The 24018-nt window shown below is 57.0% G+C and carries 18 protein-coding genes; 12 read left to right on the top strand and 6 right to left on the bottom strand.

Annotation, left to right across the window (positions count from 1 at the left end; all coding sequences use genetic code 11):
• Positions 1-268 precede the first annotated feature (268 nt).
• The gene (locus JH15_RS15325; RefSeq protein ID WP_043531946.1) at positions 269-1063 is read left to right on the top strand and encodes an enoyl-CoA hydratase/isomerase family protein; all 795 of its coding nucleotides are present in this window, start codon (positions 269-271) and stop codon (positions 1061-1063) included.
• Positions 1064-1131: 68 nt separating this feature from the next.
• Positions 1132-2316 carry a CaiB/BaiF CoA transferase family protein gene (locus JH15_RS15320; RefSeq protein ID WP_043531944.1) on the top strand — a complete coding sequence of 395 codons (1185 nt, stop codon included), beginning with the start codon at positions 1132-1134 and terminating at the stop codon, positions 2314-2316.
• Positions 2317-2607: 291 nt separating this feature from the next.
• Here JH15_RS15320 and JH15_RS15315 read toward each other — a convergent pair whose 3' ends face one another.
• Positions 2608-3639, bottom strand: a complete 1032-nt coding sequence (locus tag JH15_RS15315) for a LacI family DNA-binding transcriptional regulator (protein WP_043531942.1) — start codon at positions 3637-3639, stop codon at positions 2608-2610.
• 166 nt (positions 3640-3805) lie between these two features.
• On the opposite strand from JH15_RS15315, the gene ltnD reads away from it, so the two are divergent.
• From ltnD to JH15_RS15265, 10 genes are all read left to right on the top strand, one after another.
• Positions 3806-4735: an L-threonate dehydrogenase gene (ltnD, locus tag JH15_RS15310; protein WP_043531940.1), complete on the top strand. Its 930-nt coding sequence runs from the start codon at positions 3806-3808 to the stop codon at positions 4733-4735.
• A gap of 1 nt (position 4736) precedes the next feature.
• The gene (otnK, locus tag JH15_RS15305; RefSeq protein WP_043531938.1) at positions 4737-6044 is read left to right on the top strand and encodes a 3-oxo-tetronate kinase; all 1308 of its coding nucleotides are present in this window, start codon (positions 4737-4739) and stop codon (positions 6042-6044) included.
• A complete protein-coding gene (gene otnC, locus JH15_RS15300; RefSeq protein ID WP_043531936.1) occupies positions 6041-6688 on the top strand; it encodes a 3-oxo-tetronate 4-phosphate decarboxylase in 648 nt (215 codons plus the stop codon). Before otnK ends, otnC begins: the two co-directional genes overlap by 4 nt.
• Before the next feature lie 10 nt (positions 6689-6698).
• Positions 6699-7505 (top strand): 2-oxo-tetronate isomerase, encoded by an 807-nt coding sequence (gene otnI / locus JH15_RS15295; protein ID WP_043531934.1) that lies wholly within the window; start codon positions 6699-6701, stop codon positions 7503-7505.
• Positions 7506-7606: 101 nt separating this feature from the next.
• Positions 7607-8569, top strand: coding sequence for a D-erythronate dehydrogenase (gene denD / locus JH15_RS15290; RefSeq protein ID WP_043531932.1), 963 nt, complete (start codon positions 7607-7609; stop codon positions 8567-8569).
• Positions 8570-8619: 50 nt separating this feature from the next.
• The gene (locus JH15_RS15285; protein WP_052384166.1) at positions 8620-9612 is read left to right on the top strand and encodes a TRAP transporter substrate-binding protein; all 993 of its coding nucleotides are present in this window, start codon (positions 8620-8622) and stop codon (positions 9610-9612) included.
• Between the two features lie 64 nt (positions 9613-9676).
• Complete coding sequence (locus JH15_RS15280; RefSeq protein WP_043531930.1) at positions 9677-10225, top strand: TRAP transporter small permease; 549 nt, start codon at positions 9677-9679, stop codon at positions 10223-10225.
• Positions 10222-11496: a TRAP transporter large permease gene (locus JH15_RS15275; protein WP_043531928.1), complete on the top strand. Its 1275-nt coding sequence runs from the start codon at positions 10222-10224 to the stop codon at positions 11494-11496. The genes JH15_RS15280 and JH15_RS15275 overlap by 4 nt, the downstream gene beginning before the upstream one ends.
• Before the next feature lie 41 nt (positions 11497-11537).
• The gene (locus JH15_RS15270) at positions 11538-12998 is read left to right on the top strand and encodes an aldehyde dehydrogenase family protein (RefSeq protein ID WP_052384165.1); all 1461 of its coding nucleotides are present in this window, start codon (positions 11538-11540) and stop codon (positions 12996-12998) included.
• A gap of 672 nt (positions 12999-13670) precedes the next feature.
• On the top strand, positions 13671-13928 hold the full coding sequence (locus tag JH15_RS15265) for a hypothetical protein (RefSeq protein ID WP_043531926.1): 258 nt from the start codon (positions 13671-13673) through the stop codon (positions 13926-13928).
• 138 nt (positions 13929-14066) lie between these two features.
• On the opposite strand, the gene JH15_RS15260 is transcribed toward JH15_RS15265, so the two are convergent.
• From JH15_RS15260 to wecB, 5 genes are all read right to left on the bottom strand, one after another.
• On the bottom strand, positions 14067-14648 hold the full coding sequence (locus tag JH15_RS15260) for a C40 family peptidase (RefSeq protein ID WP_052384164.1): 582 nt from the start codon (positions 14646-14648) through the stop codon (positions 14067-14069).
• Between the two features lie 1816 nt (positions 14649-16464).
• Positions 16465-17298 (bottom strand): DUF4434 domain-containing protein, encoded by an 834-nt coding sequence (locus tag JH15_RS15250; protein ID WP_043531922.1) that lies wholly within the window; start codon positions 17296-17298, stop codon positions 16465-16467.
• Positions 17298-20432 carry an NfrA family protein gene (locus tag JH15_RS15245; protein WP_052384163.1) on the bottom strand — a complete coding sequence of 1045 codons (3135 nt, stop codon included), beginning with the start codon at positions 20430-20432 and terminating at the stop codon, positions 17298-17300. Before JH15_RS15245 ends, JH15_RS15250 begins: the two co-directional genes overlap by 1 nt.
• Positions 20429-22603 carry a glycosyl transferase family protein gene (locus tag JH15_RS15240; protein ID WP_043531920.1) on the bottom strand — a complete coding sequence of 725 codons (2175 nt, stop codon included), beginning with the start codon at positions 22601-22603 and terminating at the stop codon, positions 20429-20431. The genes JH15_RS15245 and JH15_RS15240 overlap by 4 nt, the downstream gene beginning before the upstream one ends.
• Positions 22600-23751 carry a non-hydrolyzing UDP-N-acetylglucosamine 2-epimerase gene (wecB, locus tag JH15_RS15235; protein WP_043531918.1) on the bottom strand — a complete coding sequence of 384 codons (1152 nt, stop codon included), beginning with the start codon at positions 23749-23751 and terminating at the stop codon, positions 22600-22602. Before wecB ends, JH15_RS15240 begins: the two co-directional genes overlap by 4 nt.
• Between the last annotated feature and the right edge of the window lie 267 nt (positions 23752-24018).

Raw genomic sequence — 24018 nt, 5'->3', positions numbered from 1 at the left:
AGCTGCTTTATGACTTTTGTATGTATTTCTGTTGTATACGAGCATTTGCAGGACGGTACAGACAAAGGTCTTATTCTACATAATGAATTATGAGTTCATAATTCTAAAATCATGGCTTCGTTCACGAGCCATACACCGCTAACCAGACAACATGGGTGCGGGGTGCGACCGGGGGCTGGAAATCGGCACCGCAATTTGCGCCGAGCATAGTGATGGCAGGTGAGTCCTCCGGGCGCCTGCAAGCCGCTGACGAAGCAGGAGGGGTTTTATGGAGCCGAAATCCACGGCCGAGCTGGAGTTTGTCAAGGACGGGAAAATTGCCTGGTTAATATTCAATCGACCTCAGGTCCGCAACGCTATGACTTGGGGTATGTACGACGCGCTTGAGCGATACTGCAAGGCCTTGAATGATGACCCGGATATCGATGTTGTGGTACTGCGCGGCAGTGGTGGGGAGGCCTTCGTGGCCGGAACCGATATCAAGCAGTTCACTACCTTCGATGTCGCCCAACACGCGTTGGATTACGAACATCGCATCGATGAGGTCATTAATTCCCTCGAAACTCTTAGCAAGCCCACGATTGCACTGATCGAGGGGTTCTGCGTCGGCGGCGGGGCAGCCATCGCCATGGCCTGTGATTTCCGCTATTGCACTCCCGAGCTGCGTTTTGGAGTGCCCATAGCCAAGACTCTGGGTAATTGCATATCCATTGCCAATCTATCGCGGTTGATCGACCTAGTGGGAGCCGCAAGGGCAAAGGAGGTGCTTATGCTGGCTAAGCTGTTTAAGGCCGAGGAGGCGAAGCTTGCCGGTTTGATCACTGAAGTCATAGCGGCCGAGTCGATCGAAGAAGAGGTCAGGCAAGTGGCTGAAAGGTTAGGCAGCTTAGCCCCCCTGACGCTGCGCGCATCGAAGGAAGAGGTCCGGCGTGTATTGGCAGAGCGGCGACCCGCCGCCGGCAGCGAAGAGGACCTGATAGCACTTTGTTATACCAGCCGCGATTTCAAGAGCGCCGTCAGCGCTTTCATCGATAAGACTCCCCATGCCTGGCTTGGAGAGTAGTGGCAATTGCATAACGGTTCGTGGCTTGGCCAACTGCAATGCTTTCAAATTACAACGAGGTGGTTCGCATGCTCCCCTTAACGAAGATGAAGGTTCTTGACATCTCCCAAATCATGGCTGGCCCATACTGCACCATGGTGCTAGGTGACATGGGTGCGGATGTGATCAAGGTCGAGAAGCAGGGCGGTGATGACAGCCGCCAAATGGGGCCCTACGTCAATGACGAGTCGACCTGCTTCGCCCAGATCAACCGAAACAAGAAAAGCATTTCATTGAACCTCAAAGAAGAGGAAGGGCGCGAAATCTTTTATAGGCTCGCAAAGGAAGCCGATGTGATAGTAGAAAACTACCGCACCGGTGTAGCGAAGAAGCTCCAAGTTGATTACGAAACCATCAAGGGCTTAAATCCTGGCATCATCTATTGTTCCATCTCCGGTTACGGACAAACCGGCCCTTATAGCCAGAAAGGGGGCTTTGACTTGGTAGCTCAGGGCATGACGGGGCTGATGTCGATGACCGGTGAGCCAGGCCGGCGCCCGCTGAAGACTGGCATCGCCGTGTATGATATCGGTGCAGGCATCACCGCTGTATATTCGATACTTGCTGCCTACATCCACAAGATGAACACCGGAGAGGGGCAACATGTAGATGTGGCCATAGCTGAATGCGGCCTGCCTTGGTTTACTTGGGAGGCTGCGGCGTATTTTGCGGAAGGTACTGTTCCCGAGCCCACCGGCTGGCGTCATCGAGTATCAGCGCCATACCAGGCAATCCAGGTAAAGGATGGCTATATCATGCTTGGCTGTGCCAACCAGCGCACTTGGGAACGCCTATGCCATGAAGTCATCAATCGTCCGGATTTGCTAGAAGATCCGCGCTTTCACACAAATTATCTACGTGGTCAGAACGTGGAGGAGCTGGAAAGCGTGCTTGAGGAAATCTTCGTGGAGTATGAGCGAGACTACTGGTTATCGAAGTGTGACCAGGCTGGGGTGCCAGCCGGCCCTATCAATAACTTTGCCCAAGCTCTAGACGACCCACAGTATCAGGCGCGGGGGATGGTACAAGAAATCGATCACCCAACAATCGGCAGGATGAAGACCATTGGTTTTGCTAGCAAGCTTTCTGAGACCCCTCCCCAGATACGTCGGCCAGCACCGCTCTATGCTCAGCACACCGATGAAATTATGGCCGAGTTGGGCATTGATGAATCGCGCTGCGAGGAGCTACGCCGTAGAGGGGTAATTAAGTAATAAAGGCAGCCTAAATAACGAAAGTGCTGATGGGGCCAGATTTAGATTAATGCCCTCTTACGTGAGTTACGTTCTTGACCGAGCGTCTAGTTATGCATTGTGTATCTCGTGGAGGAAGCAAGGGGGCTTCAGTTGGGCTGTACTACGTAGTTCTAGCTCCGTGGCGCGCTAACGAGTTTGTCTATCGTTAGTGCGCCATGACTTTAAGTACTAAATTTATTTTACTCGGCTGATTTCACTTCAGCCTGATAGTCTATATCCTCAATCGTTTCGTTTATGGGCATAACCGCGTTAAGTGCTCTTACCGTTGAGCAGCTGGAATCCTACGTCGTGCTTGCGGCGTGTCACCCTCTTCCCAGCTAGTCGTTTAAGTATTTCTTCCGCTGCGACTCGTCCCATGGTTTCTCTAGGCGACAAAATGGTGGTCAATCGGGGTGTGATGTACTGTCCGAGGGGTAACCCATTGAATCCTGCAATCGCTATTTCATCCGGAACTTGTATCCCCAATCGAAGGGCATGCAACAGAGCACCTGTCGCCAGGTCATCGTTGGCGAAGTGTATGACATCGGCGTCGGGGTAGTCTTGTCGAACACGCTCCAGGCACTTGGCGCCTTCCTCCAGGCTCCCTGGCTGATCTATGTCGATTAGACGAGAGGCTATCCCTGCTGCTTCGAGCACCTCGCTATGTCCCGCATATCTCATGCCGGCACGATAGTCGTCTGCTAGGCGTGCGCCGACATAAATTGGTTGACGATAGCCGCGCGCTAGCAAGTGGCTTGCCATACAGCGGCCTGCCTCGTGGTGGTCCAGCCCCACGTTCAGATCCAGCGCCTCACCTAGCTCCATCACCTCCATCACTGGTCGGTCGCACTCCTGGAGTAACCGACGGCACGCCGGGTTATGCTTGAGCCCCGCCGTTACGAGAGCGGAACAGGACCAGCCCAGAAAGGTTCTGACCAGTTGATGCTCCCGCTCGATGTCGTAATTCGTATTACCCAGCAAGATCTGGTAGCCGGCTGCCTCAAAGGTGTCCTGAAGACCCTTGATAACCTCGAGGAAAACCGTATTGACCAGCGACGGCACGATCACTGCAATGAAGCGTGAACGAGACGATGCCAGGCTACCGGCGATGAGGTTGGGTACATAGCCCAGGTGCTCCATGACTTGGAAGACGCGATCGCGTGTCGCCTCGTTCACCTTCTCAGGGTCGTTGAGAGCCCGTGAGGCCGTGATGGGAGATACGCCGGCCATCTGTGCGACTTGGGCGAGCGTCGGCTGGTCGGATCCGCGCCTCGGTCGTGTTTGCGGTTTACGTTTAGACATTGGTCTAGATCATCCTCTCGATACTTGCCGCTAGAAGATCGCTCAACTACAACAATGATAGCGCTAACATGATAGCGCTACCATACACATGAGTTTTTTGTTTCTTTAAGGTTTGGAAGTACACATCGGTCATCCGCGGAACAGGGTGGCACCCAGTGAGGATCAGATGAGTCATTCTAACGAAGTCCAGGGTGTTGGCGTGATCGGTCTGGGAGCCATGGGCCGCGGAACGGCGATGGCGCTGCATGAAAGTCAGCTCGATGTGGTTGGCTGTGACATCGTGGATGAGGCTCGCCTGGCCTTCGAGCGTGAGGGCGGCAAGTGTGTTGCCTCGCCGGTCGAGCTGGCTCATTGCAATGTAATCGTGGTGCTGGTTGTGAACGCCGACCAGGTTGAAACAGTGTTATTTGGTGAGCAGGGCGTGGCGCCTTGTCTCGCTGAGGGCAGCCTGGTGATCCAGTGTGCCACGGTCGCCCCTGCCTTCGCCCGGGACCTGAATGCGCGTCTCGAGGCTATGGGGCTGGCCATGCTGGATGCGCCGGTGAGTGGCGGGGCAGCCAAGGCCCGCAGGGGTGAGCTGTCGGTGATGGCCTCCGGGACGCCGGGGGCGTTCAGCCAGGCCGAGCCCGTGCTGGATGCTATGGCGGCCACGGTCTATCGACTGGGTGACGCTGCCGGGGTGGGATCCAGCATGAAGCTGGTCAACCAGCTACTGGCCGGCGTGCATATCGCCACGGCGGCCGAGGCCATGGCGCTGGGGCTTCGCATGGGGCTCGACCCGCAGACCATCTACGACGTGATCACCCATTCGGCAGGCAACTCGTGGATGTTCGAGAATCGTGTCCCTCACATTCTCAAGGGTGACTATTCCCCGCTCTCGGCAGTGGACATCTTCGTCAAGGACCTGAACCTGGTACATGAGACGGGGCGTGAACTGGCGATATCCACGCCAGTGGCTGCCAGCGCGCTGCAGCAGTTTACCGCGGCGAAGGGGGCGGGATTCGGGCGCGAAGACGACTCGGCGGTGATCAAGGTGTACCAGCGCCTGTCGGGCATTACGTTGCCTGACGCGGCCAATGATTCGGGAGGCGTGTGACATGACGCTAGTGATCGGGGCCATTGCCGATGATTTTACCGGTGCCACGGATCTCGCCAATAACCTGGTACGCGCAGGCATGCGCTGCGTGCAGGTATTGGGGGTGCCGCAGGAGGCCATCCCACTGGATGAGGTGGATGCGGTGGTGGTGGCGCTGAAGTCGCGCTCCACGCCGGTCGATCAGGCCGTGAACGACTCCCTGGCAGCGCTTGATTGGCTGAATTCACGTGGCGTCCGCCAGGTGTTCTTCAAGTACTGCTCCACGTTCGATTCAACAGACGTCGGCAACATTGGACCGGTGGCTGATGCGCTGTTGGAGCAAATGGCCGCCTCGCAGACGGTCATGGTGCCTGCCTTTCCTGCCAATGGCCGTACGGTGTATCAAGGCCATCTCTTTGTCGGCGATCGTCTGCTCAACGAGAGCGGCATGCAGCATCACCCGCTCAACCCGATGACCGATGCCGATCTGGTGCGTGTCCTGGGCAGGCAAACGCGCCATGCGGTCGGCCTCGCGGCGCGTCCGGTGCTGGCACGTGGCGCGAAAGCGACGCGTGACCATTTGCAGGCGCTGGCGGAGCAGGGCGTGCGCCATGTGATCTGCGACACGCTGGACGAATCGGATCTCGGCGTTCTGGCCGAGGCGCTGGTGGATTATCCGCTGGTGACAGGCGGATCGGGCCTTGGCCAGAGCCTGCCCGAACAATATCGCCGTCGTGGCTGGCTGGACGAGGTGTCCGAGCCTGGGCGGCTGGCCCCGGCGCATGGCAGTGCGCTGATTCTTTCCGGCAGCTGTTCACGTGCCACGCTGGAGCAGGTCACGCTTTTCCTTGAGGACCATCCCGGTGTGTCTGTGGACCCGCTGGCGTTTGCTGAGGGAAGCGCGCATCTGCAGGAGGTCCTGACCTTTGCGCGTGAGAGGCTGGCTTCAGGCGGGCCGGTGCTGGTCTATGCCTCGGCAGACCCTGAGCGGGTCAGGCAAGCGCAGGCGGCACTGGGCGTCGAGCAGGCCGGCGAGCTGGTGGAGCAGGCCATGGGTCAACTCGCGCGTACCCTGGTCGACGAGGGCGTCGGTCGCCTGATCGTTGCCGGTGGCGAGACCTCGGGAGCCGTGGTGTCGGCGCTCGGCATCCGCCAGCTTCGCATTGGTGGCCAGATCGATCCTGGCGTGCCGTGGACTCAGGCGCCCCTGGCGAATCGCAGTGCCATGCTCTCGTTGGCCCTCAAGTCCGGAAATTTCGGTGGGACGGATTTCTTTACTCATGCATTCACCGTTCTGGATACGCTGACCGAAGGGAGGGGCAACGCATGAGCCGCCACGATGAGACGCGCCTACGCGATCAGATCGCCACGCTGGGCAAGTCGCTCTTCGATCGCGGCCTGACCATGGGCTCAAGCGGCAATATCAGCGTGCGCACGGCAGAGGGGGGCTGGCTGATGACCCCGACCAATGCCTGTCTCGGCCGATTGGATCCGGCCCGCATCTCACGGCTCGACCGCGATGGGGGTTGGCTGGAGGGTGACAAGCCGACCAAGGAGCACTTTCTGCACATGGCAATGTACGCCGAGCGCCCTCAGTCGGAGGCCATCGTTCATCTGCATTCGACGCATTCCGTGGCGGTCTCCTGCCTGCCCGAAATCGATCCGTGCGACTGCATCCCGCCGTTGACGGCATATTACGTGATGCGGGTAGGCAAGCTGCCCCTGGTGCCTTATCACCTGCCTGGCGATCCAGCACTGGGGGACGCCGTGCGTGGGCTGGCCGGCAAGCACAGTGCCGTGCTGCTGGCGAACCATGGTCCGGTCGTCGCCGGCAAGAGCCTTGAAGCGGCGGTCTATGCCACGGAAGAGCTGGAGGAGACGGCAAAGCTCTACCTGCTGCTTCACGGTCGCAATCCCCGGGCGTTGACTGCCGATCAGGTGGCCGAGCTCGAAGCCCGTTTTCCCGGCGATTGAGGAGACCGCGATGATTCGACTGGCCGCCAATCTGACCATGCTGTTTGGCGAGCATGAGTTTCTCGATCGCTTCGCTGCTGCCGCCGAGGCGGGCTTCAACGGGGTCGAATACCTTTTTCCCTATGCCTATACGCCGGACGCACTGAGCGCGGCGTTGAACGAGAGTCGTCTCGAACAGGTGCTGTTCAACTTGCCGCCCGGTGATTGGGAGGGCGGGGAACGGGGCCTGACCAGCCTGCCGGGACGCGAGCCCGAGTTCCGCGACTCGCTGGTCGAGGCGCTGCATTATGCCGAGGTGCTGGGCTGTCCCCGCGTGCATGCCATGGCGGGCCTGCTTCCTGAGGGAGGCGATGCCAACGCCGATGCCGAGGCCCGGGCCGCACATCACGCGACCTACGTAGCGAACCTGCGCTACGCCGCCCGCGAGGCGGCGAAGTGCGGCCGTGAGGTGTTGATCGAGCCCATCAATACCCGCGACATGCCGGGATTCTTCCTATCGCATCAGGCTCAGGCCATGGCTGTCCTGAACGAGGTTGGCGAGCCCAACCTGCGCCTTCAGTTCGACCTTTACCACTGCCAGATCATGGAGGGCGATCTGATTCGCCACCTCGAGCGGCAGTTCGACGTCATTGGTCATGTCCAGATCGCCGGGGTGCCGGAGCGTCACGAGCCGGATGTCGGTGAGGTGCATTACCCGGCGTTGTTCAAGCGCCTTGAGGCGTTGGGCTATAACGGCTGGGTCGGATGCGAGTATCGCCCCAGGGGCGCGACACGCAGCGGGCTGGGCTGGGGAGAGAACTACGGGCTGCATGTTTAGGTGCGTTCGGCGGCGAGTGCGATAGCCGCGAACACGACTAGGACAGCCATGGCAAAGACAACCATAGCAAAGACAACCACAAGAACAGGAAGCACGACACCATGCATATTGCCATTACCGGGGCGGCCGGCTTCCTCGGCCAGCGCCTGATCCAGCGACTGCTCACGCGGGGAGCACTGCGTGGCGAGCCGATCCGTCGGCTGTCCCTGGTCGACCAGGTCGAGGCTGAAGCGCCCTCGGCGACCGGTGTCGAGTGCGTTGCCCTGGCACGCGACATCACCGCCCCCGGAGCCCTCGATGACATGCTCGACGCCCGCCCCGACGTGATCTATCACTTGGCTGCGGTGGTGAGCTCCGCTGCCGAGGCTGACCTCGACCTGGGGCTGGCAGTCAATTTCGATGCGACCCGGGCGCTTCTCGAAGGGTGCCGTCAGCGTGGGCTCAGCGCGACGCGGTTGGTAATGGCCAGCTCGGTGGCCGCTTACGGCGGCGAGCTGCCAGAGACTCTCGACGACATTACGGCACTGCATCCGCAGAACTCGTATGGCACCCAGAAGGCGATGAGCGAGTTGCTGATTAACGACTACAGTCGTCGCGGCCTGGTGGATGGCCTGGTGCTACGCTTGCCCACGATCGTCATCCGCCCCGGGCGACCCAATGCCGCGGCCTCCAGTTTCGCCTCCAGCATTCTGCGTGAACCGCTAAATGGAGAGGAGGCCATCTGCCCGGTGCCCACCGACCTGGAACTGTTCGTGATGTCTCCTGGTGGGGTGGTCGAGGCGCTGGTGCATGGCGCTGAAGTGGAGGGTGACGCCGTCGGTCCTTTTCGCGCCTTCATGTTGCCGGGGATTACCGTCAGCGTCGCCGAGATGATCGAGACGCTCCGTGACGTCGCCGGCCAGGACGCGGTGCAACGTATCCGCCACGAGCCGGATGAGCGCATCCAGGCGATCGTCGGTAGCTGGCCGACCCGCTTCCACACCCGGCGCGCTGATGCGTTGGGCTTTTCGCGCGACAAGGACTTCCGCGAGATTGTCGAGGCGTTCCTGGAAGAATGCCGCTGACCCCGCCCGGGGTATCACCAAGCGTGTCAACACAAGATGAGGTAATAACAATGAACGCCAACGTCGCACGCCACACGCTCACCACCGCCATCACCGGCGCGAGCCTCGCGTTACTCTCGTTGCATGCCCAAGCTGCACAGACCGTCAACCTGGGGCATACGCTTTCCGACAGTTCCCACTATTCGGTGGGGGCCGACGCCTTCAAGGCCACCCTGGAGCGGCTTAGCGACGGTGAGTTTACTGTCGAGGAGCATACCGCAGGGGCGCTGGGCGGCGAGCGCGCCATGATCGAGGGCTTGCAGATCGGCACTGTGGACATCGTGATTACCTCGACGGGTCCGCTGGGTAACTTCGTGCCGGAAACCTACGTGCTCGACTTGCCCTTCCTGTTCGAGGACTACGAACAGGCGCGCTGCGTGCTGGATGGCGAGATCGGCGAGGAGTTGCTCGACAAGATGGACGAGCATGACATTGTGGGGCTTGCCTGGTCAGAGAACGGTTTCCGCCACATGACCAACAGTCAGCGCGCCGTGACCACGCCCGAGGATGCCGAGGGGCTCAAGGTCCGGACCATGGAAAACAAGGTACACATGGAGGCCTTCAAGCAGATGGGGGTACATCCCACGCCCATGGCCTTCCCGGAGGTCTTCACGGCGCTCCAGCAGGGCACCGTGGATGGCCAGGAGAACCCGATCACGGTGATCGTGGCCACCAAGTTCTGGGAAGTGCAGGACCATCTCTCGCTGACCGGTCACGTTTATTCGCCTGCCGCCGTGCTGGGCTCGCCGATCCTGCTCGAAGGGCTGTCTGACGAGCAGCGCGGCTGGTTCGAGCAAGCCGCACAGGACGCCGCCGAGGCAACCCGCGATGAAGTGTCGCGTCTTGAGCGGGAGGGCATCGAGTTACTGCGCGAGAACGGCATGACCGTCGAGACAGAGATCGACAAGGAGCCCTTCCAGGAGGCCGTGCAGCCCGCCTACGAGATCTATACCGAGCAATACGGTAGCGAAATGCTGGATCGCATCCGCGCCAGCGATTGCTGAGGCGTCGTCACTCACGTCCGGCTCCTGACGGGGCCGGACGCACCCTGGCAAGAAGGTGGCCGCGATGCTGCAACTCCTACTGCGCCTCGAACACCAGACGACGCGTCTGGCCCTGTTCGGTGCGATTTTGATGCTGATTGTTTCCGTCACCCTGGGCTTCTACCAGGTGCTGACACGTTTCGTCTTCGACGCTCCCTCGACCTGGTCCGAGGTGATCTCCCGGTCGGCCATGATCTGGTGCGTTTTCCTGGGCGCTGCGGCGGGCTTTCGGGGCGGGTTCATGATGTCGGTGGAGGTCATTTACCGCCTGATCCCCGGCCGTCGGTTGGTCTGGCTGGAGGTCATGATCGCCTTCTGCTGCGCTGTGGTGTTGGTCGTGCTGATCTATTACGGCCTGGCCATGATGATGCGCGTGCGCAACCAGATGCTTTCCGGCCTGGAAGTGTCGATCGCCTGGGCGTATGCGGCGATGCCAGTCGGCTCCGGCTTCGCTTTGCTGGCGGTGCTGGCCCGCCTGGCGGCCCAGGCCTCTGGCATCGAGAAGATCGGCCCGGTGGCTGAAGAAACCCTGAAGGAAACGCCTATTATTGCCGAGAGGAGCGACAGCCCATGAACGCCGCGATCGGCCTGTCTCTGATCATCCTGTTTGCGCTGGGCGTGCCCATCGCCATCTCCATCGTGCTGGCCTCGATCATCGGCATTGAGTTCTTTTCGAATCTGCCGCTGCTGCTGGTGCCTCAGCAAATGTTCGTGGGTATCGATCACTTCCCGTTGATGGCGATTCCCTTCTTCATTCTGGCGGGGAACCTGATGGCGGCGGGTGGCATCTCGCGTCGTCTGGTGGATCTCGCCAAATCCATCGTCGGTGGCTTGCAGGGCGGGCTGGCCATGACCTGCGTGCTGACCTGCATGATGTTTGCCGCCGTGTCGGGATCCAGCGTGGCGACCACGTTCGCCATCGGTTCGATCCTGATTCCGGCGATGGTCAAGCACGACTATCCACGTCCGCTGGCGGCCTCGATTCAGGCCTCTTCCGCCGAGCTGGGGGTGCTGATCCCGCCGTCGATTCCCTTGATTCTGTATGGGGTCAGTACCGACACTTCGATTGGCAAGCTCTTCATCGCCGGTATTGGACCGGGGCTGCTGATAGGCTGCGCACTGCTGCTGTTCCTCTACCTGTTCTGTAAGGTGCGCGGCTATGGATTGAAGGATCATGAAGGACGCGACCCCTTTCCCATGGCGCTGAAGCGTGCCTGGGCGGCTATGCTGATGCCGGTGGTCGTGATCGGAGGGATCTATGGCGGTGTATTCACCCCCACCGAGGCGTCAGCGGTCGCGGTGGTCTATGCCCTGATTGTCGGCGGGCTGATTTACCGGGAACTGACCTGGTCGGAGCTGCTGCCTATCCTCAAGGAGAGTGTCATCTCCACGGCGGCTGTGATGCTGATCATTTCCGCTGCGGCATTGTTCAGCTTCCTGATCAGTCGCTCTGGCTTGCCCTCCCAGGTGGCTGGTTGGGTCACCCAGGTATTCGAGAGTCCCTGGACGTTCCTTCTGGCTGTAAATGTCATGCTGCTGATCATTGGCATGTTCATCGAGACATCCGCTGCAATCCTCGTGCTGGCTCCGATTTTTACGCCTATTGCGATCCAGTACGGCATTGATCCGGTGCATTTCGGACTCATCGTGGTGGTTAACCTGGCACTCGGCATGTTCACGCCGCCGCTGGGGGTCAACCTTTTCGCGGCGTGCGCCGTCGCCAAGCTCTCCATCGATCAGCTATTGCCGTGGCTCGTCAGGTTTGTCCTGGTGGTACTGGCGTGTCTCATGGCGATCACCTACATGCCGTGGATCTCGCTCGGGCTGGTCAACCTACTTTACTGAAAACACCTTTTTAACTGATAACAACAACAGGAGCAGTGCTGATGGCAGCCCATGTCCTCTTCCCCCCGAATCAAGCATTGATCGGCGGAGACTGGCATACAACCCAGGCGACGCTTGAGGTCGAGACCCCGTCCCGAGGCGAGGTAATCACTCGAATTGCCCGTAGCCAGGCAGACGACGTGAACGATGCGGTGCAGGCGGCGAAACAGGCCTTTCATGGTCAGCTAGGCGACTGGTCTTCCTGGTCGGCTCGGCATCGAAGCGAATGGTTGCTGGCGTTTGCTACGGCCATTGAGGCCGACCATGAACGGCTTGCTGCTCTGGAATGCGCCGATACGGGCAAGCCGATGGCCCAGGCTCGGGGCGATATCACGGCCTGCGCCCGCTATTTTCGTTTTTACGGTGGCGCCGCTGACAAGCTCCACGGAGAGACCATCCCGTTCGAAAATGACTTTGCGGTCATGACATTGCGGGAGCCTTTTGGGGTTTGCGCCCAGATTATTCCCTGGAATTACCCCGCACAGATCTTTGGCCGCTGTGTGGCAGCGGCCTTGGCGGCCGGCAATGCCGTAGTGCTCAAGCCGGCCGAAGACGCCTGTCTGAGTGTGTTGCGGCTCGCTGAGTTGGCCATGGAGAAGGGGTTGCCGCCTGGGGTGCTCAATGTGGTGCCCGGACTTGGCCAGGAGGCGGGTGCCGCGCTGTCCGCCCATCCCGATATCGATCACCTATCCTTCACCGGCTCACCCGACACCGGCACGCTAGTCGCTCAGGCCTCAGCGCTACACCACGTGCCGGTGACCATGGAATTAGGAGGGAAATCGCCACAACTTCTGTTTGCCGATGCGGACCTGGACGCGGCGCTTCCCTTTGTTGTGCGTGGCATTATCCAGAATGCCGGCCAGACGTGCTCTGCCGGGAGTCGCTTGCTAGTACAGCGTGAGGTCGCCGAGGAGGTGCTCGGTCGCCTTGCAGAGCGTTTCGAGGCGCTGAGCTGTGATGCCGGTGAGGCGGATGCAGACTGCGGGCCGCTGATCAACGCTCGCCAGAAAGCGAAGCTGGAAGCCCGACTGGAAGCTGCGGCCAACGACGGCGTCCGTACCTTGGCGCGTGGCCGGATGGCAGCTGGTGCCCCGGTTCAAGGTCACTTTGTAGTGCCGCAGCTCCTGGTTGAGGTTCCCGATGGACATGAGGTGCTACGCGAGGAACTGTTTGGGCCGGTACTCGCTGTTCAGGTTTTCAGCGACGAGCGTGAGGCGCTGACACTGGCCAATGCCACGGACTTTGGTCTTTGCGCCGGGATCTGGACGCGTGACAGTGGCCGTCAGTTTCGCTTGGCCAAAGGCATCCGCAGTGGCCAGGTTTTCATCAACAATTACGGTGCAGCGGGTGGCATTGAACTTCCGTTTGGCGGGATTGGCCGCTCAGGCTACGGCCGGGAGAAAGGCTTAGAGGGCATGAGGAGCTACACTCGGATCAAAACTATCGCACTTATGCATGGCTGAGGGAAAGATCCGAGCCCGGCCAAAAAGCCGGGTTCTTTCTCGTTTTATGAATAAGCATTTCCTCAATTAACGTCCTGTTCATTGTTCACTTTGCCGATTAGCAAAGCTTGCTTGCGGTGTAAGCTACATCTCGAGACGCCTGAGTTAAGCGAACTGCCCTGCGGTGGTTCGTCGATTACGGGACGCGTCTCATCGCGTTTGCCTCGGTCTCGGGCCGGGGCTTTTTTCGTGGTCGAATTTGGCACTAGTTCTAGTCAGCAATTAACCTACATACTCTGTCCTCAATGTGTTGCGTGCCAAAAGTTACGTAGGTTACATTTAGGGCTGCTGAGAGTAATCGCCATGGACTGGTAGCCAAGGATGGCCTCATCCCGACCTTGTGCTGTGACGCCAAGTCGACGTCCCCAATGGTTAAATACAAAGGAAATCACAGGTTCAGATGCCAGATACTCGGCGCGGCAGGCCGGATGATTATCAAGAATGTCGCGGCAAGCGCTCGTGGGCAGTGCTCGGTACTCATCTGGCCGCTCTCAGCGAGTTCCACATACTCCTGAGCAATAGCACAACCAACTGGCCCAAGCCAATGCTCTGCTGGGCAATGGCAGCGAGGCCCAGGCGTATTTTACCAAGACACTGGAAAGTGATTACCGGACCACCTTCAACTATCAACATTTGCTCGATTTCGCCAACACGCAGAACGATGCCAAGATGGTCGGCGACTTAATCAGCGCCATGCATCAAGATCTCGGTATGTTCCCCGAGATGTTGCCAGTGGAATACTACCTGGCTAAACGCTACAGCCTGACCTTCGTCGAAGCCCAAGCCTTAGCGCGATGCACGATGTCCTTCGCGCAGGATCAGGATCTGGCCAAACGTTGCTCCGATTTTGGCGAGGCAGCCGACCAAAACAAGGTAATTAGCTGGCTCTGATCCTCTGCTAAAAGGAAGGAGAAGGGCGCCCTCTACACGAGGGCGCCCTTCTTGTATAAGTCTCATAGTTTGAACCAATACGCGTGGCGGGATGGTGTCGGCTCGCTTATGCCACGGGCTTACTCACTGTCGCTTTGATCAAAACTTCGTTGGAAAGGGCCCCTCTTTCAGCACCAGTCCACCCGCCTCGGAAAAGTCATGAGGGGTATACTCATTGGGAGGATACTCTTCACCAAGGTAGCCCATCCGCTGGTAAGCCAACGCAACGAGTTCACTGCAGAAGATACTGGAAAGATCACAACGATTGGTCCCTATCGGGCCGTCGTAGGCGGAACGGAACAGTTGCTTGGAGCAGCGCTCATAGGGACGGCCGCGCAATTCCTCACGTAGTGAGAGGAGCGCTGCATAGCGCTGTGCGCTGGGAGGCTGGTCAAGGGAGCGTACCGCCACCTCGCCAGGGTAGGCTGCTATACGTTGCTTCAGCGGAACGATCTGAACTCCACTGACGATCTCCCTACGCTCAATATCCACAGCTCCGGCTTGCGCTGTCGACTCGAACAATAAAGGATATGGGAAAGCATCAAGATGCAGTACCATGCCGATATGTGACCACTTACTCCGGGTGAATCGCTTGATCAGCGCACTACGCCGCCCCGAGCCTGCAAAGAAGATCAAATCGCCACTTTTGAGTTGTGCTATCCCTAGTTCAAGCGCCTGCATCGCTTTACTCTTGTTCAGGTTATGTTGTCCATTAGCATACCACAATAGATGTTGCTACCTCATCTCACCTTCACGCTCTTGGCCAGGTCGCGCGATTGACGTCTATCCACCTGCTAGTTACCGTAGTTCTCATTACGCTTTACTGACCTTGCCTTGTCGCTTCCTTCTATCCTTTGTTTGCTGCCATGTGTCTCGCCCTGACAAAGATCTATTCCAAGAATCTACTGTTAGGCTACGCTTCTGGCCTGAGGGTGGTTTGGTATTCTATACTTATGTAGGTAGCGACTAGAGGAATGGAATCGCGGAAACGCATCTGAGGTTCTCGGAGGTTGCTAGTTGGCCATTAACATTTATAGATATTGAGAAGCTTCCAGCTATGTTTAGAAAGCTCAGGTTAGGTGCTGCCGCGGCACGGGTAGACGAAGAGAAACTGTTTGAGAAGGCTCTTATAGAGCTAGAACAAGGTGATCGGAGAGACGGAATATGGGCAAAGGCTCTAAGCCAGTCCGGAGGAGATAAGGATAAAGCTGAAGCAACTTATCTTCGTTTGCGTGTTCAGGCCATGAGAGACGAGTCTTAAATAAATAGGGTGATTTCGGAGACGACGCGGGTATATGTAGAAAAAACAAATAAAAGAGATGCTCCTTTAGCAGGTAAGAACAAATTTGATGGTATAAGCTTAAAAGAATATAAGCAGGCTGCTCATGCCGGTCATAAAGGCAGCTGTGCGGTCTGTGGAAGAAAGGTGTCGATAAATTATGGCGATGCGTACACAACGTCATGCGGTAAATGCTCATGACAGATAGGTTCGATCAAGATTTATCTTTCTCCTTCGGGTTTGTTAATAAGTTCTTATATTTAACCGCTGTCTCTACTTGTTGTTCTTGCTGCTATGCTGTCGTAAAATAAGTAACCGGCGTCAGCACCTTGCGCAAACCATTTAAGTTTAGGATTCACTCACGATGAAACTACTGTCATTGGCTGTCGGAGTGGTTTTGTTTCTTATTGGAACTTATCTCCAGAATAAACATAAGGGCAGTATTGCTGCTTGGTGTTTTATGGGCGCAGAGGGGTTGCTGTGGGTTACGTCTATATACTCATGAAAGCGTGGAATATTAATATCAGAAGGCGGTGAGGAAAATGGTTTTTTCTCTTATTAATTAATTTTAATTGCACATGTTTTACGCCGCGCTAGTGCATTTAAGGAGCTTTAATTATTATAGAGCGTAGTCAGTACTTCGTTCGAGGTTCACGGCGTGGCGAAATCACAGTTGCTGGCTAGTAATTTAACAGGTGTAATGATTTTACCGACTCCTGAGCTAGCGCTAGCCTAATTAATAATTGAAATAACAATCGTTAACATAATGGGCTATTTTGAGAGGGGGTGATCTTTTGGGTAAAATAAATCCCAAGCCGCAAGTATGCTTGGGATCACGATCAAGTACCGATATCCACCTCTTGTGTGTTCTACGCGGACATTTTGTCACCAGTAAGTGGTCGTTAGAAACGGCGAAATTAGTTTGCTTAACGGCGAGACATTAGATTTCACTGATTATTAAATGTTCCTCATTAGAGTTGATTGAAGAGGAAAGAATGGAAATATTGTTGTACAGTGCGGCGTAAGGGTTTTTATCCCTTTGTAAACAGGTGTCTGCGAGTTAAGTTGACGCGTTGAAAAGTGGCTTGGGCGGCTCCGCCCCGGTAGTCCCTCAAGCCGATCTGTTGTCTTTGTGCTCAGCCTATTTAATTTATTCAACATTATAATAACGTGCCAGCTTTGCATATCATTGCTATCGCATACCCTATAAGGTGGCTTTTATTTATTATGTAGGCTTGCCGCCCAAGGCCGATAGCGCAGCGAAAAAACGGCCGTTTCATGGCAGGCATCGGGCTTCAGTGGAGTAGTGGGATCAGCCTGAAACATGGTATCCGCCCCGCTGGTTTGCCTAAATGCCTCGCGTATGATGCCGATCCGGCAATCAAGTGCTGCTTCATAAGCTTGACGGACTACAGGCTCCAATGCCGCTGTTCCGCGCCCATCTTGCCACCATAGATTGATCCCGGCCTCATCCAGCGTTAGTAGCCATTCGGCATAGACAGCAGGCGATAATAGCCCTCCGGTAAATGCACTCATATGTAGAGGTTGATCGAGTCGGGTGATAAATCCCTCTAATTGGTTTTGTAGTTCCTCTCGTGTCGTACTGTCACGAAAAATATTATCGTCCAGTTCATAGGGCAGGTACCAACCCACGGGATCAAGCTGCCAGGCTTCGGACACCTGTTCTTGCTGCTGCAGAGCGAGGCCCAGTTGCTGGTGCCAGTAGGTAGCGAAACGATGGTTATCAGGCAAAGAGAGATAGTAAGCAGGATCGAACGAAAGCCCCAGGATCAGTTGTATTCCTTGACGCTCCGCTTCGCGCAAGGCTGAGGCTAACCAGCCCGTTTCCCCTCCAAAGTTCTCTTCGCCATAACGCGTCCATTGCACGATGAGGGTATGGACACCGTTGGTCCTGCTCTGTTGCCAGATGTCACGCCACTGCATCGCATTCAAGGCCGCATCGGCACTCTGCGGCTGATAAAACAACCTTCCATCAGCGTTGCTAGTCAATGAACACATCATAAGCACAAGGGCCATCAGTAGCTTAGTCATCAATACCGCACCTCGATCCCCATTAGCCAGCCATCGTCGCGCGCGTAGAGGGCACCACCCAGCGCATGCTGATACTCAACACGCAAGCTGAGGTTGCCGCGATAGGCGTTGTGTCGATCCGCATCGAACCAATGCTGGAAACGCATGCCCAGTCCCGCACGCGTGTCCTGCTGCCAACCATCTGTATGCTGGGTGGTGAACTGCAGCATGGCATAGGGCATCAGGGTTTGCGGTCCTTGCGTTGGAAGCTTGTAGGCGTGGCCTTGGCGGTAGCGAGCAATGCCGTGCCGTATCCCCCGACGTAACCACCAGGCGGTATCCAGGTAGAGCTGGCGCTCGCTCCAGTGAGTCTCGTCGATACGCCAATCGTTACGGTAATCGCCTTGATCGAAAAACGATGCTGAGGCTCTCAGCAGCAGGTCGATGTCTTCACTCGTAGCACGTGCATCGCCTGTCTCTCGTGAGCCGCTTTCGAGTGGCTCCGATAGAGCACCTAATGTCAGCCCCTCATGACCACTGCTTTCTGCGTAGACTTCTCCATACAGGTTAAGATTGAGCTGGGAAACCGGCTTGGCACGAATGCCAATGCCTAAGCCCCGCGATTGGCCATAATGAGAACGACGGTTGCTATCCAGGACTGCACGTCCATAAATCGCTAATTGTCGTCCGTTCTCTAAGGGCTCGTCTCCTATCGCATGATCCCACTGAGCGATCTGGGTATTTTGATCGCCGCCAAGGGCAGGGGTACTGGCTGAGTCCGTGCCAGCGGCTGACCAGGTACTGCTGAAGGTAAAGGTATCCCGGCGCGACAAGGTTTCATGCATACGTCGTTGGCGATAGCGGCGCTGAGCCAGGTCCCGTGCAGATTCGCCTTCGATGGCAAGTGGAGTCTGTTCGAGCTCGATGGCACGACGCAGTTGGTGGCGGGAGGCAGCACTGTCTCCGAATTCGGCATAACGTAGGGCCAAGGACTCGGCAAGGCGAAAATCCTCGCGGTAATCATGAATACTCTGCTCAAGTAGCCGCTTGGCCTTACGCCGTTGTTCGCGTTTATCACTTCCCGACAGGCGAAAGGCATAATCGGCCCGGTACCGTGGGACATCGGGGGCAAGCTCGGCCGCTTGGGCTAGCCAATCGAGTGAAAGGGCACTCATCCCCAGATCTTGCGCGAGGCTGCTGGCCGCGTAATACCGTTCGGCTGAAGGGTCTCGCTGAAGCGCGTGTCGTTGCCGTTGCAGGGCATCCTGTGGGCGATGCTGTGCGCGAGCAATCTCAGCACCCAGCTGCCAGTCATCTGCATTTTTGTGATCTGCTAATGACCAATAATGGGCGGCAACGTCGTGCTGACCGGTGCCCAATGCACTTCTGGCCGCAGCTAGACGAACCGCATTGGACATCGTCTCAATAGGCTGTGATCTCCAATAGTGATAGGCGCTTGCCGGGTCGCCAGCGGCAAGCTGGGCAAACGCAAGGGGGGTTGCACCATTGTCGTCTCCCTCTGCCACGGCTTGCTGATAATAGACGACTGCCGCTCCGGGCCGGTCCGGCATGGCGCATGTCCCCAAGGCGCGCCACTGCGCAGCTCGTCGTGACGAATTACCGGTGTGCCGAGTGACTGCTTCACAATGGCCATCATTGGCCAGGCGTAAAAGGAGCATGTCGTGCACCTCACCGCTGACGTTACTTAGTAGTTCGACGGCGTAGGGGTGAATGGTGCTTACATCCTCTTGGGCATAAAGACTTGCCAGCCGATCAAGGACGCTGACAGGCAACTGATCGGCAACCCGTATAAAGGCTGTCTCCAGTAGCTTGAGCGCGCGTTCTCGCTCCCCATTGGCAAGGTAGAGATAGGTTGCCTGATCAAGCGATGTGACATCCCCGGTTTGCTGATAGTGTCGATGCCAGAGGTCCGCTGCGTCGCCTTCGCGCTCCATAGCCTGGAGAAGTTGCCCCCGGCGACGAGCTATAGCCGCTGTCTGGGGCTGCTGTGTCAACCAAGACAAGGCTTGAGGGGTTTGGTTTTGGTGTTGCCAGAGCTGAGTCACTATCTCGATACGGCGCTCTTCCCAGCGGGGCGGCAACGCCGTGTTTGCCAAGAGCGCTTCGGCGTCGAGCTGTTGGGCGAGAACCAGCCACCGTTGAGGATCCTTGGCGGGATTGCACCTACTCAAATATTCACTAGCCAATGCTGTGGCATGCTCGGCGAGCCAATACGTAATTGCCAAGCAGCCCATGCTCATGTCCTGCCCCAACGCGATAACCAAGGAGGTATCGTCAGTCTTCATGGCGAGCTCAAGAAGCTGATCCTGCTGACCACTACTAAGAGAAGCGGTGTCTCTGAGACGTAACAGCCAGTTTTTTGCCTGGGCCGGCTTCCCTGTGGCGATGGCACGGTCACTGGCACTGGATAGGATCGCTTCAGTGGTCTCATGGTTAGGCGATTCACCGAGTAGCGCTTCAAGCGCTCTATTATCGTCGAGCATGATGTGGGCCAGCGCGAGACGCCGCCAATCCTCGCCTAGCAGCTGATCGCTTTGCCTTAGGGGAGCGAGTTGTTCTTGAACGACGCCCCAGCGGTTGGTGGCTTCGGCAAGAATGGCCCGCCTGCGTCTAAGGGCGATGTCGTCATTTCTGCTAGGGATAGCCTGTAGCCAGTCCAGCGCGGCTTCTTCTCCGCTCTGTTGGGCCAGTGTCTGGCTATGCGCAACCCAAAGGCGTTCTCGCTGCGCTCCCTGGAGAGATTCCAGCCAAGCTTCGACATGCGAGGTTATGTTCGGGTCATGCTCGATCCAAGCCAACCTGAGCTCCATCAGCCTCGTTTGGACTTCAGGCCCATCTAGACGCAACAGCTCTGCTTCTGCCGCGGCAAATTGTGATTGGTGCATCAGCGATTGAGCCAATAACTCGCGGGCCTCACTATGGCCTGGGACATGCTCAAGCAGATGTCTCATCAGGCGTTCGACTTTGGACCAGTTGTTTTCCTGAGCCTGGCGATACCCCATATCCAAGTAGGGATAGCTCTGAAAATGTTCAAATTCGCTGAGCGGCTCGGCCCTGCCGGGACCACCCGGCCAGGCAACCCCCATCGCTGTAATCATGATGGCCATAAGGTGGCTGCGCCGAGCATGGATCATGAATGATGTTCCCTGACGGCGCGAAGGGCGGCTTGCTGCTCCGCCCGCTGTGTTTTTAGGGCGTGAGCCAGCAGCTCATGGCTGATTAAGCCCCGGTCAATGAGGTAATCGCCAAGTGACTGCTCTGTGGGTCTGAAGTCGATGAGCGCTTGGCCAAATACGGTCGCTGAAATCAAACCGAGCTCCTGAATCAAGTCGCCAAGTAATATCTGATGGCGATAAACCGCTTCGCGCTCAGCCTCGTCCGTGCTATGCCTCAGGTAGTCCAGCACGTCACGCGACTCACCATTCAACGTATTCCGATCGATATACCAAAAGCGCAACCCGATGGTGACGCGCCCTTGGGGAACAATACGGCAGACGACAGGGCATTTGAGCTGGCGCCCCATGGCCCCTAAGGCGATCCTGCTGATGGCACTTTCGCTCGCGATAACGAGCGTGTCCCTTTCCTTGGCTATGGGCAGTACGGAGTAGCGCAAGGCGAGTGTACGGGGCAAGGCATCGATGGCTGAGCGAGCAAGTTTGAAAGGATCCAGCGTGGCCCATTGCATCTGAGCCTGTTGAGCTAGGGCTTGGGCCAATTGCGTGCTGTTGATCAGTCCTCTAGCTAGTAACTCACGACCTAAGCGATGGCGACGCGGCTCTTCCAGTACTGCATCCAGCTCTGCCGTTGAGATAGCGCCCATCTGCACCAAGACCGCGCCAATAGGTTGCCTGCGCGCTTGTTCGAGGACAGGGAACTCATGGGTCGTTTTATCCCAAGGCAGGCGTCGGTCGCCGCCTTGAGTAAGGAAGATCTTAAACGCGCGGACATTAGCCAGAAAGTTGATCACATTGCTCCACATCATGCGAGGGAGGGCTAAAAGGCCTTGAATAAACCCGTAATAGATCGCCACGAAGTAAAAACGATGAAACAAGCGGTTCGCCAGCAGAATGCCGTTTAACATCAATAGCCATTGCAAGACAGCCCCCTCAAGGATGGGAGCGAAGTGCCAGGCGTCAGGACGATATCGCGATACCAACCACAGGGTTAGTAACACTAAAAACAGCACATTGGCTAACAGGCCAACGGGATAGGCGATAAGACCTCGGCGATCACGCCAGAGAAAATAGTTCAGTGCCCAGTGCCGGCTCCAGCCCAGATTCTGGGTACCTTGGAAAACAATGCCTGTAATCCAGCGCGCTTTCTGTCGCACTACCGCCCTCAATGTCACTGGAAAATGCTCGCGCACGCAGATGACACTGCTGGCTTGCGAAGAAATCCCTCGGCGGGTTTCGCGAAACGGTGAGAGCTCGGGATTGCGAACGGAATATCTGACGAAGACGCAATTGAGCCCGGCGTTGCTGAGACGGTAACCGATATCGTAGTCTTCGGTCAGACTCCACGTATCAAAGGCGATGCCGTCACCCTCTCTGAGCAAGATGGTGATGGAACGGTGGCTAAAGCATGTGCCGACGCCTGCGCTCGGGACCTGGCCAACCAGGGCTTCGCGTACGACGACATCCTTTCCATGGTATTCAGAAAACTCGTCTATGTAGTGGCCCGCCGTGAAATTACACAAGCGAGTGGGGAAGGGATAGACAGGAACCTGTATTAAGTCCTTGCTGGGAAGCAGGTAGTTGAACAGGCGTAATTCCATGGGAGAAATGACGTCCTCGGCGTCATGGAGCACCACTCCGGCGAATTGGATGGCGGCGGCCTCTTCGAACGCCTGGATAGCGTTGATCACATTATTCAGGCAGTCGGCTTTACTCGTTGGCCCGGGCCGAGCGCAGACGACCTTGTGTACATTGCCGTACTGCTGACATACGGCATCCACTTCCGCTTGCGTCTGTGGGTCATTGGGGTAGGTCCCGACGAAAATCTGGTAATTTTCGTAATCCATCGTAGTTGCGAGAAGGGCGGCCATTTCACCGATCACCCCTGTTTCCTGCCAGGCGGGTACCATGACAGCCAAGGGCTGTTCGTCTTTCTCGTAGAGCCGCGTTTCGTCAGCCCGGCTCATGCGGCGATACACGCCAAGCCGTCGCTTTGCCCGTCTCGACCAGTAAGTAATATCGATGAAGAGATCATCAATGCCTAGCACGAGAAGAATCCAAGCCACGCCCAGCGCCAACCATTTCAGACCGTAGAGTCCGTAAACGAGAACGTCCACCATCCAGTAACTCATGAAGGGGCGCCGGGCTCCGTATTCGCATCAAACCATTGCTGCAGTTCCTTTACGATGCGCTGCGACGCATGACCATCACCGTACGGGTTACCGGCAAGTTGCATTCGCTGGTAGGTGGTAGGTGACTCCAACAAAGCTATGACTTCCTCCACGATGCGCCCGGTTTCATTGCCCACCAGCTTAACCGTCCCGGCCCCGACGGCCTCGGGTCGCTCCGTCTGGTCACGCATGACCAGGACAGGAATGCCAAGTCCTGGGGCTTCCTCCTGGATACCGCCTGAGTCGGTCAGAATTAAGGTCGAGCGATCCATGAGCCAGACAAAGCTTCTGTAATCGAGTGGTTCAAGTAGATGGATATTGGGGACGAGGGCCAGCCGCTGATGCACAAGGTCGCGAACCCGGGGATTGAGATGTACCGGATAGACGAAATCGATATCGGGGTAGCGTTGTGCCAGGAGTGTGATGGCAGCGCAAATGTTTTGCAGCCCCTTGCCAAAATTTTCACGTCGATGGCTAGTGACCAGAACGACACGGGCTTCAGATCGTATGCGATCCAGATCAGAAGAAGACAATTGCCGGCGTTGGCTGGGAAGCCGGTCTCGTACCCAAAGGAGAGCGTCGATGACAGTATTGCCGGTTACACTGATTGCCTTATCCGGAACACCTTCATTCAGCAGGTTGGTGCGGGCGGTTTGGGTAGGGGCGAAATGTAGTGCGGCTAAACAGGTGGTCATGCGCCGATAGGCTTCCTCCGGATGCGGCAACTGACGATCGCCGCTTCTCAATCCAGCCTCGACATGGGCGATGGGTAAGCCTCGATGGAAGGCCGCAAGAGTCGCAGCAAAGCACGTGGCGGTGTCGCCATGCACCAGTATCAGATCAGGTTCTTCAGCTGTGTAGACCCGATCCAGCTGCGTAATGAGAGAGGGAAGTAGCGTATTGAGTGTCTGGCCCGTCGCCATTGTTTTGAGGTGGATGGTGGCCTCCAGCTCGAAGAGATCAAGGACCTGCTGCAGCATGGCCTGGTGCTGTCCAGTGGTACAGAAATGAAGATTGATTTTCTCCTGCGCCAGTAGGGCATGCACTAGCGGGGCCATTTTGATGGCCTCGGGGCGCGTGCCCACCACTACCATGACACTGCTGGTCATTGCTCGACTCCGCTGTATGAACGATCGCTTAGAACTCGGCAAAGCTCGACAAACCGTCTCTCAGATCAAAAATGTATAAAGATGTTAGCTGAGAGAGCAGGATGTTTCGAACCAAGCGCAACCTAACCGCCCAGGCTAAGTGAAAACCTTCAGCACTTGGTTACGGCTGAAGCGGCCTGCTGTAAGAGGCCAAGTGTTCTTGACAGGTGGTTTCGTTGGGTCAACCTAGTTGGAAAGCTCAATAACAATTCTACTAAATTAGTAGTT

Origin of the sequence: Litchfieldella xinjiangensis (assembly GCF_000759345.1) — a bacterium.
Classification (GTDB): Bacteria; Pseudomonadota; Gammaproteobacteria; order Pseudomonadales; family Halomonadaceae; genus Litchfieldella_A; species Litchfieldella_A xinjiangensis.
Note: the sequence above shows the minus strand (reverse complement) of the source record. Positions and strands in the feature narration are given on the sequence as shown.

What these genes read in the sequence shown, in the direction of transcription:
- denD (WP_043531932.1), top strand. Translation starts at nt 7,607, where the DNA reads ATGCATATTGCCATTACCGGGGCGGCCGGCTTCCTCGGCCAGCGCCTG.
- JH15_RS15275 (WP_043531928.1), top strand. Translation starts at nt 10,222, where the DNA reads ATGAACGCCGCGATCGGCCTGTCTCTGATCATCCTGTTTGCGCTGGGC.
- JH15_RS15320 (WP_043531944.1), top strand. Translation starts at nt 1,132, where the DNA reads ATGCTCCCCTTAACGAAGATGAAGGTTCTTGACATCTCCCAAATCATG.
- JH15_RS15240 (WP_043531920.1), bottom strand. Translation starts at nt 22,603, where the DNA reads ATGAGTTACTGGATGGTGGACGTTCTCGTTTACGGACTCTACGGTCTG.
- JH15_RS15260 (WP_052384164.1), bottom strand. Translation starts at nt 14,648, where the DNA reads ATGCAGGCGCTTGAACTAGGGATAGCACAACTCAAAAGTGGCGATTTG.
- JH15_RS15270 (WP_052384165.1), top strand. Translation starts at nt 11,538, where the DNA reads ATGGCAGCCCATGTCCTCTTCCCCCCGAATCAAGCATTGATCGGCGGA.
- JH15_RS15285 (WP_052384166.1), top strand. Translation starts at nt 8,620, where the DNA reads ATGAACGCCAACGTCGCACGCCACACGCTCACCACCGCCATCACCGGC.
- JH15_RS15245 (WP_052384163.1), bottom strand. Translation starts at nt 20,432, where the DNA reads ATGATCCATGCTCGGCGCAGCCACCTTATGGCCATCATGATTACAGCG.
- otnI (WP_043531934.1), top strand. Translation starts at nt 6,699, where the DNA reads ATGATTCGACTGGCCGCCAATCTGACCATGCTGTTTGGCGAGCATGAG.
- JH15_RS15250 (WP_043531922.1), bottom strand. Translation starts at nt 17,298, where the DNA reads ATGACTAAGCTACTGATGGCCCTTGTGCTTATGATGTGTTCATTGACT.
- JH15_RS15325 (WP_043531946.1), top strand. Translation starts at nt 269, where the DNA reads ATGGAGCCGAAATCCACGGCCGAGCTGGAGTTTGTCAAGGACGGGAAA.
- JH15_RS15280 (WP_043531930.1), top strand. Translation starts at nt 9,677, where the DNA reads ATGCTGCAACTCCTACTGCGCCTCGAACACCAGACGACGCGTCTGGCC.
- JH15_RS15315 (WP_043531942.1), bottom strand. Translation starts at nt 3,639, where the DNA reads ATGTCTAAACGTAAACCGCAAACACGACCGAGGCGCGGATCCGACCAG.
- otnK (WP_043531938.1), top strand. Translation starts at nt 4,737, where the DNA reads ATGACGCTAGTGATCGGGGCCATTGCCGATGATTTTACCGGTGCCACG.
- ltnD (WP_043531940.1), top strand. Translation starts at nt 3,806, where the DNA reads ATGAGTCATTCTAACGAAGTCCAGGGTGTTGGCGTGATCGGTCTGGGA.
- wecB (WP_043531918.1), bottom strand. Translation starts at nt 23,751, where the DNA reads ATGACCAGCAGTGTCATGGTAGTGGTGGGCACGCGCCCCGAGGCCATC.
- otnC (WP_043531936.1), top strand. Translation starts at nt 6,041, where the DNA reads ATGAGCCGCCACGATGAGACGCGCCTACGCGATCAGATCGCCACGCTG.